Origin of the sequence: Chitinophaga skermanii (assembly GCF_003259335.1) — a bacterium.
GTDB classification, from domain to species: Bacteria; Bacteroidota; Bacteroidia; order Chitinophagales; family Chitinophagaceae; genus Chitinophaga; species Chitinophaga skermanii.
The window spans coordinates 103,298-121,508 of sequence record NZ_QLLL01000011.1; the positions used below are offsets into that span (position 1 = coordinate 103,298).

Genomic DNA, 18,211 nt, shown 5'->3' on the forward strand with positions numbered 1-18,211 from the left:
CAGGCAATTGACGGATATCATCAACTTATTACCGGATAATATAGCGAACCAAATAGCAGCAGGTGAAGTAATTCAACGGCCGGCATCGGCAGTGAAAGAACTGTTGGAGAACGCGGTGGACGCTGATGCTACGGAAATTCAACTCTACATAAAAGATGCGGGGAAAGAACTTGTTCAAGTGATCGATAATGGTGGCGGGATGAGTGAAACGGATGCACGTATGTGCTTCGAGCGCCATGCTACCTCCAAGATTAAAACAATTGAAGATCTTTTTCAGATTCGCACGATGGGGTTCCGTGGAGAAGCATTGGCTTCTATAGCGGCCGTATCGCAAGTAGAATTGAAAACACGCCAAACCGGTAAAGATATCGGTACTTATATCGAAATCGATAACAGCAGCGTGAAAAAACAAGAACCGTGCTCTACCACGGAAGGCACTAGCATTGCAATGAAGAATTTGTTCTTCAACGTACCCGCTCGCCGCAACTTCTTGAAAAGTAATGCCGCCGAAATGCGCCATATTGTTGATGAGTTTATCCGCGTGGCCCTTTCATTCCCCCAAATCCAATTCAGCTTACATAGCAACGGCCAACAATTATTCCAACTGGATAAAGGTTCGCTCAAGCAAAGAATTGTAGGCATTCTTGGACAGTCGTACAACGCTAAGTTGGTAACTGTAAAAGAATCGACCGACTATATGAACGTGTACGGTTTCGTGGGCAAACCCGAAACAGCAAAGAAAACAAGGGGCGACCAGTTCTTCTTTGTGAACAACCGCTTCATTAAAAGCTCTTACCTGAACCACGCCGTGATGAATGCTTTTGCAGATATGATTCCTGCAGATAGCTATCCATTGTACGTATTGTTCATTGATGTGAACCCTGCGCATGTGGATATCAATGTTCACCCCACTAAGCAAGAAATCAAGTTCGACGACGAAAAAGTAATGTACGCCTTCGTGCAAGCGGCAATTAAACACGCCCTCGCACAATTCAGTGTTACACCAACGCTCGACTTCGACCTCGATCCAGGTATTCAATCACTCGATGCCCTTACGCAGCCATTTACAGATGAGCAAAAGGAAATATCGAGCCAGTCTTCTTTATACAAAACATTCGCACAATCGAACCAAGCCCACCTAATCGAGAAAAGCAGCCATGCTTCGAACTTACAAGGTTGGCAAGATTTGTACGCAATTGCCGATAGCGCTCCCGCACGCCCAAGGTTGGATATCCCGGATTATTTCGGTTCGGCATCCTCACAACAACCGGCACAACCATCACAACCTCAAATCACCCACCCGGTAACGGCTTCCGTGATCGACGAAGGTTGGATGGAAGAAGCTACAGAACAAAAAGCACCTGTACAACCCGTACAAGTGCACCAAAAATATATTCTCTCTCAAATCAAGTCAGGCTTCATCCTGATCGATCAACAAGCAGCACACGAGCGTATTCTATACGAACGTTATCACCGCGCATTAACAGAAATGCCGATGGCTACACAGCAAAGCTTGTTCCCACAAACGATCAGCTTTAGAGCTTCAGACGCAGCCTTGGTGATGGAAATGCTCCACGATTTACAAACATTGGGGTACGACCTCGAACCGTTTGGCAACAATACTTTTGTTGTACGCGGTACGCCGGCCGATATGCCAAATGGGAATAACCAATCGAGCATTGAATCACTCTTAGAACAATTCAAACACTTCAGCCACGAACTTAAAGTAGATCGCCGCGAACAACTGGTACGTGCTATGGCCCGTAACCACGCCATCCCGGCAGGCAAACAACTCGGTACACGCGAAATGCAAAACATTATCGACGAGTTATTCGCTTGCACCATGTCGAATGTTGCACCAAGCGGTAGGTTTACCTATATTTCGTTCAAGCTGCAAGACATGGAGAAGATGTTCGATCGCGGCGCTTAATGCGGCTGTAGTTTCGGAAAAATTCCTTTTAATTGTTGATAAGCTTCTTTAAAAAGGGCATATTGTTTTGCGTATGCAGGTTGCTGCGTAGGGCGGTATTCCGCTAGGAAGTCGTGTGCTTCGTAGTGCCAAGCATCTACTTCGCCCAAGTGCTGCCAAGCCAGCAAAGAGGCGCCAATGGCCGACGAGTCCAATTCGGCCTGTAATACCATGGGAAGTTGAAATACATCACTCAATAATTGTATCCAATCCTGCGAAGCGGTAAAGCCACCGCTCACTAATACGTTATCTATGCGGCCCGTGGTTTGATGCAAAGCCTCGCCCACATTGTATAAACTGTACGAAATTCCTTCCACTAAGGCACGGTTGAAATGAGCTACCGTGTGTTCTACCCCAATTCCCAAGAAAACACCCCGGGCATCACTATTCCAAATAGGCGCCCGCTCGCCAGCGAAGTAAGGGAGGCATAATAATCCACCGGCCCCCGGTTGAATAGCAAAAGCGGCATCTATTTGTGTGGATAACTCCGATTTGCTAGAGGCTGGATAAAAAGTTTCACGGAACCAGTTGATAGCACCACCACCATTATTAATAGCGCCGCCAATAAGATACTTGTTGTCGGTGAGCACATAGGTGAATAACTCGCCGTTAGCACTCACTTTCGGTGTATTGCTTACCATTCGAATGGCGCCACTGGTGCCAATAGTAAGGGTAGCTGTGTGTTCTTTCGTAGCGCCGCTACCAATTTGTGCCATACAACCATCACTGCCGCCAATTACGAATACAGTATCATTGTGTATACCCATATCGGCCACAAGGATGGAATCGGCTTGGGTAAATGCGGTAGCTGGGTTAACAGGTAAACTTAGCTGATCGGCTGAAATACCAGCAGCCGCTAAGGCTTGGTTGTACCAGGTTAGTTCCCGGAAATCGAACATGCCCATCGCGGAGGCGATGTTATAATCCACCACGAACTGTTTGAAAAGTTTATGGAAGATGTATTCTTTGATGCCGATGAATTTATGTGCTTTTTGAAAAGTCTGCGGCTGGTGGTTTTGTAACCATTTTATCTTGCTCATGGGGCTCATGGCATGAATAGGGGTACCTGTACGTTGGTAAATCTCGCTACCGGCAACACTTTCCTTGATGTCGGCTGCTTCGTTTTTGCTTCGATGGTCGCTCCAAAGCATGAGCGGGGTGAGCGGGTTGCCCAAGTTATCCACAGCCATTAAGCTGTGCATGGCACTGCTAAAGGAAATAACAGCCGGTGCAGTATACTGGGTATCAACTACTTGTTGAATACAATGGAAAACTGCTTTGGCCACTTCTTCGGGATCTAATTCGGCATAGCCGGGTTGGGGGTGACGGGTGCTGTACGACACAGTAAAAATGCTTGCCGCTTGTCCCGGAAACCCCGACAAAATCGTTTTAGCACTACCAGTACCTATATCTACGCCCAATACATATTTGCCGATTTTCTTCATTTGCTAAAACCTTTTATTAAAATAATTTCCTTGTAAGTTTCAACTTTTAATTTATAGATTTATTACCGATCAAGGTCAAAAATAAGGTCAAATCAAACAAAAATTTCCACTGTTATGGCTTTTGAAATAAAGAAGCAGGCTAAGATGTATGATGTATGCATTGTTGGCTCTGGCGCTGGTGGCGGTATGGCTGCCAAAGTACTTTCTGAAGCCGGCTTGAAGGTTGCACTGTTAGAAGCCGGTCCTAATTACGATCCCGCAGATCCAAAGCAAGCCACACAGCTAAAGTGGCCTTACGAATCACCTCGTCGTGGTGCCAGCACTACGCGTCCTTTCGGTGATTTCGATGCTGCTTATGGTGGTTGGGAAATTGAAGGCGAACCCTATACGAAGAAGAATGGTACGCAGTTCGACTGGTTCCGTTCTCGTATGCTAGGTGGTAGAACAAACCACTGGGGCAGGATTTCATTACGCTTCGGTCCGAACGACTTTAAACATAAAAGTATTGATGGTTTGGGTGATGATTGGCCGATTTCTTACGATGATGTGAAACCGTTTTATGATCGTGTGGATAAGATGATCGGGGTATTCGGTACAAAAGAAGGGATTTATAATGAACCAGATGGTTATTTCCTTCCCCCGCCAAAACCACGTTTGCATGAAATGATGGTGAAGCAAGCGGCCACCAAACTCAACATTCCTGTTATTCCTTCCCGTTTATCTATTCTCACAAGAAGAGTCGACGATCGCCGTGGCGCTTGTTTCTTCTGTAGCCAATGTAGCCGCGGTTGTACAGTTTATGGCGATTTCTCGTCGTCTTCCGTACTAGTAAAACCTACATTAAAAAGCGGTAACGTAGATTTATACGTGAATGCTATGGCGCGCGAGGTACTCACCGATGGTAATGGTAAAGCAACAGGCGTATCCTATATCAGTAAAGATGATATGCAGGAATACGAAGTAAAAGCAAAAGTGGTAGTATTGGCAGCAAGTGCTTGTGAATCTGCCCGCTTATTACTCAATTCAAAATCTTCTCAACACCAAAACGGCCTTGCTAACAGCAGCGGCGTAGTAGGTAAATACTTGCACGATTCTACAGGTGCTTCCCGTGGCGCGTTCATTCCTCATTTGATGGATCGTAAACGCTATAATGAAGATGGTGTAGGCGGTATGCACATGTATATTCCTTGGTGGTTAGATAATAAAAAGCTCGACTTCGCCCGTGGTTACCACATCGAATTCTGGGGCGGTATGGGCATGCCCGCATACGGTTTCGGGTTTGGTATGGAAAACATGAATAACCGCGTGCCGGGTATTGATGGTAAAATGAAGCCAGGCGGTGGTTATGGTGCCGGTTTGAAGAATGATTACCGTCGTTTCTTCGGTTCTACAGTGGGTTTCGCCGGCCGTGGTGAAGCTATTGCCCGCGAAGATAACTATTGTGAAATTGATCCGAACGTAGTGGATAAATATGGTATCCCGGTATTGCGTTTCAACTATACATGGAGCGAGCATGAAATTAAACAAGCGCGTCACATGCACGACACGTTCGAGCAAATTATTCACCAAATGGGTGGTATTGCTTTAGGTGATAAACCGGGTCCAGAAACGATGTACGGGTTAGAAAACCCAGGGCGCATTATCCACGAAGTAGGTACTACACGTATGGGTAACGATCCTAAAAAATCGGTATTGAACAAGTACAGCCAAGCACACGATGTGAAAAACGTGTTCGTGGTAGATGGCGGTTCTTTCGTATCCCAAGCAGATAAAAACCCAACATGGACTATTCTTGCTTTGAGCTTACGTGCATCCGAATACATCGTAGACGAGTTGAAAAAACAAAACCTGTAAGCATTTCTAACAAATTCTATCACTTAAAATCATTATACAATGGATAGGAGAGATTCGCTCAAAACGTTAGTCGTAGGCTCTTTATCTGTAGGTGCGATCTTAACAGCATGCGGCCCGAATGATAAAGATGCGGCGAAGCATGCGAAAGCACCCCTCGCTGCCGGCGTGTACGGAAGAACACCGGACGAAGAAGCACGCGATGAGAAATTGAAGAAAGAAGAATTCTTAACGAAGGATGAAATGGCGGTGATTACTATTTTGGCCGACATTATTATCCCGAAAGACGAGAAATCGGGTTCGGCTACAGAAGCCGGCGTACCGGAATTCATCGAGTTCATCGTAAAGGATCAACCAAGATACCAAGTACCCATGCGTGGCGGTCTTCGCTGGCTGAATGTACAAAGCGCCAAACGTTTCAATAAAGGCTTCGCGGAATTAACAGCTGCACAACAAATTGAAATCGTAGACGATATCGCATACCCATCACTCGCAAAACCCGAACATACACAAGGCGTTTCTTTCTTCAATATGATGAGAAACTTAACCGCAACCGGGTTCTTTACAAGTAAAATAGGCTTGAAAGATATCGGCTACATGGGTAATACGCCTAACGAATGGGATGGTGTACCCGATGATGTATTAAAACAATACAACCTAGCGTACGACGAGAAAACATTGAAAGAATGTTTGAAAATCGAAGAACGCGGGGAAATCATGAAATGGTCGTAATATATTTTTCGCTTTCATCGGTAGACTCCCGTAATTTGGTTATATTAGCATAACCTGAATACGGTTCTATCCCACGATATTTATTACATTGAAACAAAAGCTGTCTCATATTTGAGGCAGCTTTTGTGCTTTTACAACTTGGCTGCGGGCATTTTATCGGGCATTTATACAGTATTGGATGCTATTAATAGGAGCTGGTATTTGAATGATTTGTGCATGCAGTGCTAGAAGTTTTTTTAATGGATTGATGGTGAAGTGTTTATAAGGATGCAGTATGTGACTTATAATATCTTCCAATGTTCTTCCAATGTTCTTCCAATGTTAGTCTAATGTTCTTCCAATGGTTTTGATATATATACCATGTATTTGGGTGGTTTTGGAGTGGTACCTGGCAGCTTTTGGGAAAAATGAAGGAAGGATGTTGTTGATCGTGCCATTTTTGCCGGTGTTCGTTTGAAAGTTATGTACATAAAAAAAGAGGATACCCAAGGCATCCTCTTTTTCATTTTTATCGCTAAGTGCTTAGTGACTATATTCTTTGAAAATCCTATTTAACCAGCGAAGCATTAAGAAAATGCCGAGAGCAGCAATACCCAATAACGCGAAGTTTACAAGGAAGTAGTTGGCTTTATTGTCGTATTTGTCCCAAAGCGTAGCGAGTACACCCGATAGTTTGTTCCCCATGGAGATAGATAAGAACCAACCGCCCATCATCAACGCCGTAATGCGTGGAGGAGAAAGCTTAGATACAAGTGATAAACCCATTGGGCTAAGGAACAATTCCCCAAGCGTGATAACACCGTAGCAACCAACAAGCCACCATGGAGAAGCTTTGATTTCACCGTTATGGCAATAGTAAACGGCAGCGATCATCATGAATGTGGATAAGGCTGAGATTAATAGGCCATAAGCGATTTTGCTAGGTGTAGAAGGCTCTTTGCCGCGGCGACGAAGAAGTGCGAAGAAACCTACTACAAGCGGCGTTAAGGTTAATACGAAGAATGGGTTGATCGATTGGAACAACTCGGTATTAACAAGACTGATGCTAGCATCTTTCGGCGGCATTTTTTCCGCTTGTAGGTTTTTGAAGTAGGGATCAAGACCAATTTCTTTAACTGGTTTGCCATCAGCATCTTTTACAACACGGAATTCTTTATCGTACACCGTTACTTCTTTCTCGGTGTTGGTAACGGTTTGTGCGAGTTTCAACGAAGATACCGGGCCTTCAATAGCGGCAGGGATTTCGCGATCTGTATAATATTGCGCCCATGTAGTGAGGGCAGAACCGTTTTGTTTGAAAACCGACCAGAACAAGGCCGATACTGCAAATACAGTAAGCAAGGCTTTCAATGGTGGTTTTTCTGCCGGGGCTGCTTTACGAAGCAAGTTAACAAAGAAGTAAATAATTGGGATACAAGCGAATAAGAATGCATCGGTAGAATCTGAACCAAGGATCGTACCCGGAATAATCCAACCAATTACACCCGCTACTAATGCAGGAATAAATACCTGCGATAGAATTTGCGACATAGGCATGTCGGTCGGCTGCGTTGGCTTTAATACATCGGCTTCTTTATAATGTTTCTTACCCAATACAAAAATAATTACCCCTAAGAACATACCGATACCGGCTGCAATAAAGGCCGCACCCCAACCAATAGAGTTGCGTAAGTAAGCCGCGAAGAAGTTACAAATGAAAGCACCAATGTTAATACCAAAATAGAAGATATTATAACCGGCGTCTTTATTGGCTTTGAACTCGGGCTTGTTATAAGTATTACCCAATAAGGTAGAAATGTTCGGCTTAAATAAACCATTCCCCAAACACAACAAGGCCAAGGATAAATAAAATACAATCTCGTTATGTACGGCCAAACCAATGTAACCTATACCCATTAAGATACCACCAATAATGATGGATTTTCCATAACCCAATACCCGGTCGGCTAATAACCCGCCTACAAACGGCGTTAAGTAAACAAAGGCTAAATAGGTGCCGTAAATGTCAACCGCTTTCGCATTGTCCATTCCCCAACCACCTTTTTCGGTGTCTACTAAAAATAACCATAGGATACCGAGTAGCAAGTAAAATCCAAAACGCTCCCACATTTCTGATAGGAATAGGTAGGGCAGCGCCGCAGGGTGTTTCCTGTTCGATGGCATATAAGTTGATTGTGTTTTGGTGAAAAATTAAAAATAGTAAAGATTCCCCAATCACAGCCTGCATTTGCGACGCTAAGATTGTATTTATTTTTTTAACAATCGTCGCAAACCCTTTATAATCCTACATGTAAAGGAATTATTACCTTTCTCGCCATTCATAATTCTTATTATAATTTTTTTCGATTTTCTTTTATATTGAAAAAAATTTTCCACACAATGGCTCAAGAGAAAAACAATGCTGGTGACCAATCCCGCCGCAATTTCCTTAAGAACGGCGCATTGGCTGCTGCCGGTTTTATGATCGTTCCACGTCACGTACTTGGCGGTAGAGGATATGTTGCTCCCAGTGATCGCTTGCTCATTGCAGGCATCGGTGTTGGCGGTAAAGGTGAAAGCGATATCCACGAATTTTCAAAAGGTAATGCCGATATCGCGTTCCTATGCGATGTAGATGAACGTCGTGCAGCTACTTCCGTGAAAAGATTCCCGAAAGCAAAATTCTACAAAGACTACCGCGAAATGCTTGATAAAGAGCATAAAAATTTCGACGCAGTCTCTGTTTCAACTCCCGACCATAACCACGCCGTTCAAGCAATGGCTGCTATGCAGTTAGGTAAACACGTGTATGTGCAAAAACCACTTACACACGACATCTACGAAGCGCGCATGCTTACAGAAGCTGCGAACAAATATAAAGTGGTAACGCAAATGGGTAACCAAGGTTCATCAGGCGACGGTGTTCGTCAATTGATGGAATGGTACAATGCAGGTTTAATCGGTGATGTACACACGGTATATTGCTGGACCGATCGCCCAGTTTGGCCACAAGGTATTCCTTGGAATGCAAATAAAGCAGAAGTACCTAAAGAACTCGATTGGGATCTTTGGTTAGGTACTGCTCCTTATAAAGATTACGTAGATAAACTCGTTCCATTTAACTGGCGCGGTTGGTGGGATTACGGTACAGGTGCTCTCGGCGATATGGGTTGCCACATTATCGAACCGCCTTTCCGTGTGCTCGGCCTCGGTTATCCTACCGATGTTGAATGCTCTGTTGGTAGCGTATATGTAGATGAATTCAAACGCGGTTACTTCCCAGAAAGCTGCCCTCCATCTAGCCACGTTACAATGACGTTCAAAAACAAGAAAGGAAAAGACATCAAGTTACATTGGATGGATGGTGGTATTCAACCTACTCGCCCAGAAGAACTCGGACCAAACGAGAAAATGGGTGACGGTGGTAACGGCGCCTTGTTCATTGGTTCTAAAGGTAAAATGATGTGCGGTACTTACGGTATCAACCCTCAATTGTTGCCAACTTCTAAAACAGCCACTACGAAAGTGAAACAAACGATCGCTCGCGTTCCAGAAGGTCACTACGTACAATGGGTAAATGCTTGCTTGGCAGGTTACGGTAAAAAAGAGCTAAGCTCTCCATTTGAAATCGCCGGCCCGTTAACAGAAACAATCCTTATGGGTAACTTGGCAATCCGTAGCTTCGACATTCGTAAGCCACGCACAACCGGTAACGGTTTCGATTACCCAGGTCGTTACATCAAATTATTATGGGATGGTCAAAACATGAAGATCACCAACTTCGACGAAGCGAATCAGTTCGTGAAACGCCAATACCGTCAAGGTTGGAGCTTGGGTGTATAAGCCAACTCGAAACATATGTAATAGAAAAAACCTCTCTACCGGTAGAGAGGTTTTTTTATGTGGTTGAGCGTAGGCACACGCATGTAGCATTGTTGCGACGCTCCGTTCAATGGTTATTTCGCTATTGAACTTTATTTTTTCGCATCGCGGGACAACAAGTTATTGGCCACTACTTTCTCCATAAGCGCATCCCGTAAAGCCCTGCTTACCGGGATTTCGTGGTTCGGCACGCGGATGATATTGCCTTCAATGAGTTGTATAAAATCCAAGTTCACTACAAACGATTTATGTACGCGCATAAAGTTTCCTGTTTGCAATGTTTCTTCGGCGGCCTTCATGGAAATATGTACCGTGAACTTCTTCGTGGTGGTGTATACGTGTATGTAGTTCTGCATGCCTTCTAAGAAAACGATTTCGTTTAGCATCACTTTCTCGAGTGCTTGGTTGTTCTTTAAGAAGATATACCCCGGTACGCTGGTTTTATTCGTTACAGCGTGTTGCAAGAGTAGATAATCGCGGGCTTTGTTCACCGCTTTTAAGAAGCGTTCCGGCGAAATGGGCTTCAATAAGTAATCTAGCACGTCCAACCGGAACCCATCCAACGCATACTCCGCGTAAGCAGTTGTTAAGATTGTAATGGGAGGATTTGATAAAGCCTCCAAGAAGGCTAAACCGGTTATGCGAGGCATGTTAATATCCAAAAACATCAAGTCAACCGTATGCTGCTGCAAGGCGGTTTGTGCCGACATAGCATTTTTAAAACTGCCCACCAGCTCCAAGAAATCGAATTCTTCTACTAATTGCTCCATACCTTCGCGGGCAAGGGCTTCGTCATCGACAATTATACAGCGTATTTTTTCCATGAGGCTTCCAGCTCTAAGGTGAGTGTAATAATGAATAAACCGGCTTCTTTTACAATCGTTAATTCGTGCTTACCTGGGTATAATAAGGCCAATCTTTTTTGCACATTTTCTAACCCAATACCGCCCGGCAAACCAGTTGGAACGGGTACTTCATCCACACTATTCACCACGCGCATCACAACCTGCTGTTGGTGCCTTTGCATGGTAATGCGAATGAAATTATAATCCAACCGCTCGCGGCTCACATGTTTAAACGCGTTTTCCACAAAGGGCGACAATATAAACGGGGCTACTACCAGGTTGTCGGTATTGTCGAGCCACTGGCAATCCACGTTAATATCATTTCCCCAGCGCACCATTTCCACGTTCACATAGTTCTTTATATAACCAATTTCTTCACTGAGCAATATATAAGCTTTGCTACTGTCGTACAATTGGTGGCGCAACATATCCGAAAATTTCAATAACACGGAAGAGGCTTGTTGCGGGTCTTTCTTTTGTAAGACGTGGATGCTGTTGATAACGTTGAACAAGAAATGTGGATTTAATTGATCGCGGAGTAGCTTTAGTTCGGCCTCCAAATGGGCTGTTTGCAAGTCGGCGTGCTTTTTCTCCACGATCAAATGCTCTTTATAAAACCTCAATCCACAAATGCCACCGGTTATTAACACCGAGCTTACCGTAAGTCCAATGCTTTTTGCGAAGAAGGGCTTATTGTCGGGAAGAATAAACGAATCGAAGAGGGTAAATAACATGCCCATGCAAAAGCTGGTGAACAAGAAAACCGACATGAAAATCCAATACTGCTTTTTCTGCATGAAACGCGGCAAGGCTATATCGGCCAAGAAGTGAGAGAATACCATGGCAATGCCCACCATAATAAGTGTGTATAAAATGGAAGTACGCAAGTGCATCGTCGTATGAATCAGTACAGATGAAAAGATACTCAATGCCAATAGTATCCACACAAAAGCCCATAAAGGCCAGAGTTGCAGCTTTTTTTCCTTTCGCATAAGCATGGTTTAACGAGGCAAAATTACTTATTGTGGTTTGAAGTGGAATCGAATACCTGCATTCACATACCAACCCGTGGCTAAACGGTGTTCTGGCTTGGTGGAAAATATGTTGGAGATACTTTTCGAACGGTAATCTACACTTCGTAACAAAGCGGCACCACCAGATACATTCAGGCTTAAGAATCTCGTTAAAAACAAAGTATTTTCTATACCCGTGGTAACTTCCCGGTAAGCCATGAGTCGTTCGTTATCGGGGCGGTTTTCGATATCATACGATCCACCATTCAAGCGCAAAGCCAAGGCGGCCTCATACAATTGGTGCACACGGTAGCTGGCGCGGATACCTTCGGGAATGGCGATTTGTAAATCGATTTTACTATTGGTTTTGTACTTCACCATTAAAGCAGGTAAGATCATGGGGGTACCAAAAGTGTTTGTTAACACACCACCAATGCCATAAGAGAAACGCTTGTTGTGCTGCTTGATGAAGATCACACCACCATTGATGAATACATCGTTGTAGGTAATCGCTTCCATATCGGTATACACCCCGGCCGATAACATGGCCATTAACGACCAGTTATTGCGCAAGTTGCGGATATGCTGAATGCCGATACTACCACCGGCCAGTTCTTTCGGCATAATGGATTTTTCGTAGAGTTGGTTGTTGAAGGTAAGGTAGCTGCCTTCCATGCCTAGGTTCCAAATGCGCACCTTCCCAGTGGCAGTATCGATGTTGCTAGATAGTTGGAAAAAAGCCGACCCGGAATAGCGCCTAGTAGAACTGTTGGCAGGCATTTTCACAGAATCTTCTGGCCGTATGTAGTGCGTAGCCGGCAAATAATCTGCCTGGAAAGAAATGCCGGGGCCACTTAAACTAGGCCCAGCTTGGGCAAACAAAGAGGATGAGAAGAGGAGTAATACCCCTACAAGAAGCAAGCATGGCGATAATTTCATGATAGTATGATTGTTTTGTTGCACGAAATAACGCTATGGTGGCTGCTTTAAGGGATCTGTTTGATCAGTTGCAGGGGAGTGTTGACTAACGGCTGAATTACGTACACTTCTTGAAAACAGGTAGGCATAAAAAAACCGGCTCTATTGTAGAGCCGGTTCCTTTGTATATCGTTAAAGCAATTAAGCTTCTGCTTTCATTGATTTAGCTTGACGTTTACGATCTTCCTCATTCAACAATACTTTACGCATGCGGATGAAGTTAGGTGTAACCTCGATACATTCGTCGTGCTGGATGTACTCCATACATTCTTCCAACGTCATCAACGTTTTAGGCGCGATGTTGGTAGCAGCATCAGAACCGCTTGCACGCATGTTCGTCAACTTCTTACCTTCATTTGGATTTACAACGAGGTCACCAGGTTTGTTGTTTTCACCGATGATCATACCTTGGTATACTTCTTCTCCTGGATCTACGAAGAAGAAACCACGATCTTGCAATTTATCCAAAGAGTAACCAGTAGTAGTACCCGCTTCTTTAGAAAGCAATACACCGTTGTTACGGCCAGGGATAACACCTTTCCAAGCTTTATAATCGATGAAACGGTGTGCCATAACTGCTTCACCTTGTGTAGCAGTTAACATTTGCGTACGTAAACCGATCAAACCACGTGAAGGAATTTCGAATTCCAAGTGTTGCATATCGCCTTTGGTTTCCATGATTAACATTTCACCTTTACGACGAGTTACTAAGTCGATTACTTTAGAAGCGAATTCCTCTGGAACGTCTACTACCAAGTTTTCGTATGGTTCGCATTTCTTACCGTCGATGGTTTTGATGATAACTTGTGGTTGACCAACAGTTAATTCATAACCTTCACGACGCATCGTTTCGATCAATACACCTAAGTGAAGGATACCACGACCATATACTAAGAAGCTATCAGCTGAATCTGTGTCAACAACACGGAGGGCCAAGTTCTTTTCTAATTCTTTGGTAAGACGATCACGGATGTGACGGCTAGTTACGAATTTACCATCTCTACCGAAGAAAGGAGAGTTGTTGATACCGAACACCATGTTCATGGTTGGTTCATCAACAGAGATAACTGGTAATGCTTCTGGATTTTCGAAGTCAGCAATGGTGTCACCAATACCGAAATCTTCGATACCTACAACAGCACAAATATCACCTGCTAATACTTCAGTTACTTTCTTTTTACCTAAGGCTTCGAAAGTATATAATTCACGAACACGTGTTTTAACTACAGAACCGTCAGCTTTCATCAAAGAAATAGGTTGGTTTTCTTTGATAGAACCGCGGGTTACTCTACCGATAGCGATACGGCCAAGGAAAGTAGAGTAATCAAGAGAAGTGATCTGCATTTGCAAAGTACCTTCATCGAATTTCGGCGCTGGTACGTGCTTTAAGATACCTTCTAATAATGGAACGATGTCTTCTGAAGGAGTGAGTGAATCATTGAACCAACCATTTTTACCAGAACCATAGTAAGTTGGGAAGTTCAATTGATCTTCTGTTGCATCCAAGTTGAAGAATAAATCGAATACAGCATCGTGTACTTCGTCTGGGCGACAGTTAGGCTTATCTACTTTGTTGATAACAACAATTGGTTTCAAATTTAATTGCAAAGCTTTTTGCAATACGAAACGCGTTTGTGGCATCGGACCTTCGAAAGCATCCACCAACAAAATAACGCCATCCGCCATTTTCAATACACGTTCAACCTCACCACCAAAGTCGGCGTGGCCTGGAGTATCGATAACGTTAATTTTTACACCATTGAATTCTACAGACACGTTTTTACTTAAGATGGTGATACCACGCTCTCTTTCGAGGTCGTTGTTATCCATGATAAGTTCGCCTGTTTCTTGGTTCGACCTGAAAACGTTTGTTTGGTGTAAAATTTTATCCACCAAGGTAGTTTTCCCGTGATCTACGTGCGCAATAATCGCGATGTTTCTTATTTGCATAATTAATATCTTGCTTTTGGCTGATCGTAAACCAACACAGATCGTCCTGTTATGGGTAAAAATCGGGCAGCCCTTCAAAAGAAGGCGCAAAGGTACAAAAAAGCTTGGAAATCGCAGGAGATATGCTTTAAATAAATGTAATCATTTGTTAAACTCACGCGAAAGCGCTATTACCACATGGTTTCCAGGGAATTACCCCAGACAGAAAATTGTATACTTTCTTATTTGCATGTGATATTATAGGCATGCAAAATCTCCTATTTTTCAGCATTATTTTTGCTCGATTACCAGTATTTGAATCCATAAAATACACGCACAAATGCTCGGAAAAAACCTACTGGCAGCTTGCTGCTCCATTCTAATCTTAGGATCGGCAACCCAGGCACAACAAATTCCTCCGCAAGACAGTATCCTGTCAACCTACCAATATCCTTTTCCCGTACATTCCATTACGCTTCATATACAAGAACAAGCCCTGCACATGGCCTATATGGATGTACAACCCACTGCTCCCAATGGCAAAACCATTCTCTTACTGCACGGTAAAAACTTCAATGCCGCCTATTGGGACAGTACCGCTATGAGCCTCCGCGACGCCGGCTTCCGGGTAATTATGCCGGATCAAATAGGGTTCGGGAAATCGTCGAAACCGCCTCATTTTCAATATTCCTTCCAACAGCTGGCCCAAAACACCAAAGCGCTGTTAGACGCGCTCCATATCAATAAAACCGCCGTACTCGGCCACTCCATGGGCGGCATGCTGGCTACCCGCTTCGCCCTGATGTACCCACAAGTAACTGAAAAACTCATCTTGGAAAATCCCATCGGCCTGGAAGATTGGAAAACAGTTGTGCCCTACCAATCGGTCGACCAATGGTATAAAGGGGAATTAACCCAAGACTACGAGAAAATAAAGAAATACCAACTAGAGAACTACTATGCCGGTGTATGGACGCCTAATTTCGAGAAATGGGCCAAGCTCTTGGCCGCATGGACGGAAGGGAACGACTACAAGTTGGTGGCCTGGAATGCCGCGCTTACATACGATATGATCTTTACACAGCCCGTGTATTACGAGTTTGAAAACCTACAAATGCCTACACTCCTTATTATTGGCCAGCGCGATAGAACAGCCTTAGGTAAAGCCAGCGTTCCGGAAAATGTGCGTAAAACCTTGGGCAATTACCCCGAATTGGGTAAAGCCGTAGCGAAAAGAATACCTCATGCGCAATTAGTGCCCATAGCTGGGGTAGGACACCTACCGCATATCGAGGCATTTAAGCAGTTTATAGAGCCGTTGAGAGCGTTTTTATTACAGTAATTACGGGTTGGCCTGGTCCATGTGCTTCAAGATGTACTTGAAGCCGCTTTGATTCGCGGGGTTTTCCAAGGCTTTTGCAATATCTCGTTTCTCGCGCGAAGTGAGGTGGAAGCTAAGAGCTGCCGCTTGGTCTTCTTTCTGCGGAACGTATTGGAAAATCACGCGTTCAAACTTATTGTGGAAATAGCCTTCGATGAAGTTCACGATATAATCCTGGTTGTAATCCTGCATGGCGCTCCAATGCTGCTGCATGGTAAATAGCGGTTCGAATAGCAGGTCGCCGAGGTCTTTGTTCTTCTTAATGGAAGTCATATCGTTCTTGCGCGTGTCGCGAATTTGTATGTAAATGATGCCGCTGGTGTTTTCGTTGATCCACTCGCGGAAGGTGTAAATGAAGCGCAAGGTGGTTTCTTGGCCGAAGTTATCCCGGATACCGGCATCCATTACGTCGATAATGGGTTGGCTGGGAAGGAACACGTTCGGCAGCACGTACGGGAAGGTGGCATTCATACGAATGGCACTGGTTACCCGTAGGTTGGAGGCGTTTTGGGCGGCGAAGAATTGAGAGAAATCCACACCGTCGATGTCGCGGGTAGGCAAATTGGGATAAAGGTATTGCGGCGCGCACAGGTAGCTAACGGGTTGGGGCGAGATAATTAGCCTTCTGCCGTCGGCGTTGATGGCGCTGTTCCATATCAACATCGGGATTTTCGCTTGCTGCTCTGGCTCGCGGTATTCGCCCAAGGTGCGGTTCAGCACGTTGTCGGTGTTGAAGTTGAGTTGCATTTCGAAGGAATAGCCCCTGTCCTTCGAGTAAATATTCTTATCGATCTTGAAGTTGCGGAACGGGGTAATAAAGTCGTTCACCGCCATAGAACCGAAAACTGAGTTCAATAAATCGCGGCTAATCTTTTCTGTATAGGAGCTGTCGTACAAGTTAATACGCTGGCCCATTTGCTGGCGGAGGTACAATTCGCGGAAATAGGTAGCCCCCATCATACCACCCGATGCGCCCGTCATTAAAACGGTATTCTGCATCAACCTTCCTTCCAATAAACTATCTAAGCGCTGTAGCACATTTACGCTCCAAGCCGCCGAGCGGGAACCGCCGCCGGAGAAGTTGAGCACAATTAATTTCGGCTTTTTATTCGCTGGGAACTTGGCGCGCCATGTATCAAGGATCTTGATCGTAGCCGCTTGGTCGTTCTTGCTGCGTTCTTCGCTGAAGAAAGATTGTAAGTATTGGGCCGTATAGGGAGGGCGAGTGTTTTTGTTTTTGTAATCGAGGCCGTAGGCCTTGTTGCGGTTGTCGATCCAATCGTGCTTAACCATCCAGTTAAGGCAAATAAGGATCATAAGCAAGAAGGGAATCGACCAGGTTTGGAGTACGTATGAATAAGCACCGGCGATACCTATAAGGAAAGCGAAGAAAATAACTACGCTGGCACCTGCCGGGATACGGAAGGCGTTATAGTCCATTAGGTAGGCAAGTATTACGAGGAACACCAAGGCGAGGCCGATGGTAATCATGGCAGCGAAGTGGTGTTGACGGAAGATATTATCGAGGTAATGCTTATTGTAGTGACCCACATTCCTGGCCCGGCGTACGCGCCAAGGTGTAGAGAAATAGTTATCGACCGGTAAAGCATTTTCGTCGGGCTCTTGCGTAGGCTTCATAATGGTGCGCAAGAAATTTCTTGGGTTGCCGAACTTCTTGCTAAGTCTTCTCCCGATATTTTTATCGGCATTGAAGAAGTAGAAGAACGACACGAAAATAACCAGTAAATACCCACCTAGAAAGCCTTCTAGTAATAAGAGAATATTCGGAATACTATTGAGTTCTTGGATACGTTGGTATTGCCATCCCCGCCACAGCAAGCATAACAAGAAAAGGAGTGGAATAACACAGTTATTCAAGCAGTAGCGAAAGAAAGGTTGCGACGTGGTGGCCAAGAATTTAAACCGCGACGAGTGTAAAATGAACGTGGTGATGTTCCAACTCATTGTAAACACGGCAATAGCCACACCCAATATAGCAGTACTGTAGAAGTTTACTTTCCCTAAGTACTCGGGTGCAAGGAACAATGCATTGCCTCCGAAAACCTTTGCAAATCCGCCATTGATAGTACTAAAGAGGATCACCCAAAAAATCAGTAATACCTGGTACTTACGGAAATGCAGTAAGAGTAATTGGATAGGAAAGGAATAGTAAATCTTGTAAACAAAATATTTCACCGTGCTGCCAA

At 44.4% G+C, this 18,211-nt stretch carries 12 protein-coding genes; 5 read left to right on the plus strand and 7 right to left on the minus strand.

From position 1 onward, the window contains the following. The first annotated feature begins 7 nt into the window (after positions 1-7). Positions 8-1,930, plus strand: coding sequence for a DNA mismatch repair endonuclease MutL (mutL, locus tag LX64_RS23230; protein WP_111600093.1), 1,923 nt, complete (start codon positions 8-10; stop codon positions 1,928-1,930). Here the strand turns inward: mutL and LX64_RS23235 are convergent. Next, positions 1,927-3,414, minus strand: coding sequence for a gluconokinase (locus LX64_RS23235; protein ID WP_111600094.1), 1,488 nt, complete (start codon positions 3,412-3,414; stop codon positions 1,927-1,929). The genes mutL and LX64_RS23235 overlap by 4 nt on opposite strands. A 114-nt stretch (positions 3,415-3,528) precedes the next feature. Between LX64_RS23235 and LX64_RS23240 the strand changes: the two genes are divergently transcribed. Next, entirely contained in the window at positions 3,529-5,268 is a 1,740-nt protein-coding gene (locus LX64_RS23240) for a GMC family oxidoreductase (protein WP_111600095.1), read from the plus strand. A gap of 39 nt (positions 5,269-5,307) precedes the next feature. Beyond that, entirely contained in the window at positions 5,308-5,997 is a 690-nt protein-coding gene (locus tag LX64_RS23245; protein WP_111600096.1) for a gluconate 2-dehydrogenase subunit 3 family protein, read from the plus strand. Between the two features lie 522 nt (positions 5,998-6,519). On the opposite strand, the gene LX64_RS23250 is transcribed toward LX64_RS23245, so the two are convergent. Beyond that, the gene (locus LX64_RS23250; RefSeq protein WP_111600097.1) at positions 6,520-8,160 is read right to left on the minus strand and encodes a peptide MFS transporter; all 1,641 of its coding nucleotides are present in this window, start codon (positions 8,158-8,160) and stop codon (positions 6,520-6,522) included. A gap of 216 nt (positions 8,161-8,376) precedes the next feature. Between LX64_RS23250 and LX64_RS23255 the strand changes: the two genes are divergently transcribed. Then, on the plus strand, positions 8,377-9,819 hold the full coding sequence (locus LX64_RS23255; protein WP_111600098.1) for a Gfo/Idh/MocA family protein: 1,443 nt from the start codon (positions 8,377-8,379) through the stop codon (positions 9,817-9,819). 131 nt (positions 9,820-9,950) lie between these two features. Here the strand turns inward: LX64_RS23255 and LX64_RS23260 are convergent, their stop codons facing one another. From LX64_RS23260 to typA, 4 genes are all read right to left on the minus strand, one after another. Next, on the minus strand, positions 9,951-10,682 hold the full coding sequence (locus tag LX64_RS23260) for a LytR/AlgR family response regulator transcription factor (RefSeq protein WP_111600099.1): 732 nt from the start codon (positions 10,680-10,682) through the stop codon (positions 9,951-9,953). Beyond that, on the minus strand, positions 10,661-11,695 hold the full coding sequence (locus LX64_RS23265; protein WP_158538721.1) for a sensor histidine kinase: 1,035 nt from the start codon (positions 11,693-11,695) through the stop codon (positions 10,661-10,663). Before LX64_RS23265 ends, LX64_RS23260 begins: the two co-directional genes overlap by 22 nt. 27 nt (positions 11,696-11,722) lie before the next feature. Further along, the gene (locus tag LX64_RS23270; protein WP_111600101.1) at positions 11,723-12,655 is read right to left on the minus strand and encodes a DUF6268 family outer membrane beta-barrel protein; all 933 of its coding nucleotides are present in this window, start codon (positions 12,653-12,655) and stop codon (positions 11,723-11,725) included. 180 nt (positions 12,656-12,835) lie between these two features. After that, a complete protein-coding gene (gene typA, locus LX64_RS23275; RefSeq protein WP_211324879.1) occupies positions 12,836-14,644 on the minus strand; it encodes a translational GTPase TypA in 1,809 nt (602 codons plus the stop codon). Between the two features lie 319 nt (positions 14,645-14,963). Between typA and LX64_RS23280 the strand changes: the two genes are divergently transcribed. Continuing rightward, the gene (locus LX64_RS23280) at positions 14,964-15,965 is read left to right on the plus strand and encodes an alpha/beta fold hydrolase (RefSeq protein ID WP_111600102.1); all 1,002 of its coding nucleotides are present in this window, start codon (positions 14,964-14,966) and stop codon (positions 15,963-15,965) included. Here the strand turns inward: LX64_RS23280 and LX64_RS23285 are convergent, their stop codons facing one another. Further along, positions 15,966-18,200 (minus strand): patatin-like phospholipase family protein, encoded by a 2,235-nt coding sequence (locus tag LX64_RS23285; RefSeq protein ID WP_111600103.1) that lies wholly within the window; start codon positions 18,198-18,200, stop codon positions 15,966-15,968. Positions 18,201-18,211 lie beyond the last annotated feature (11 nt).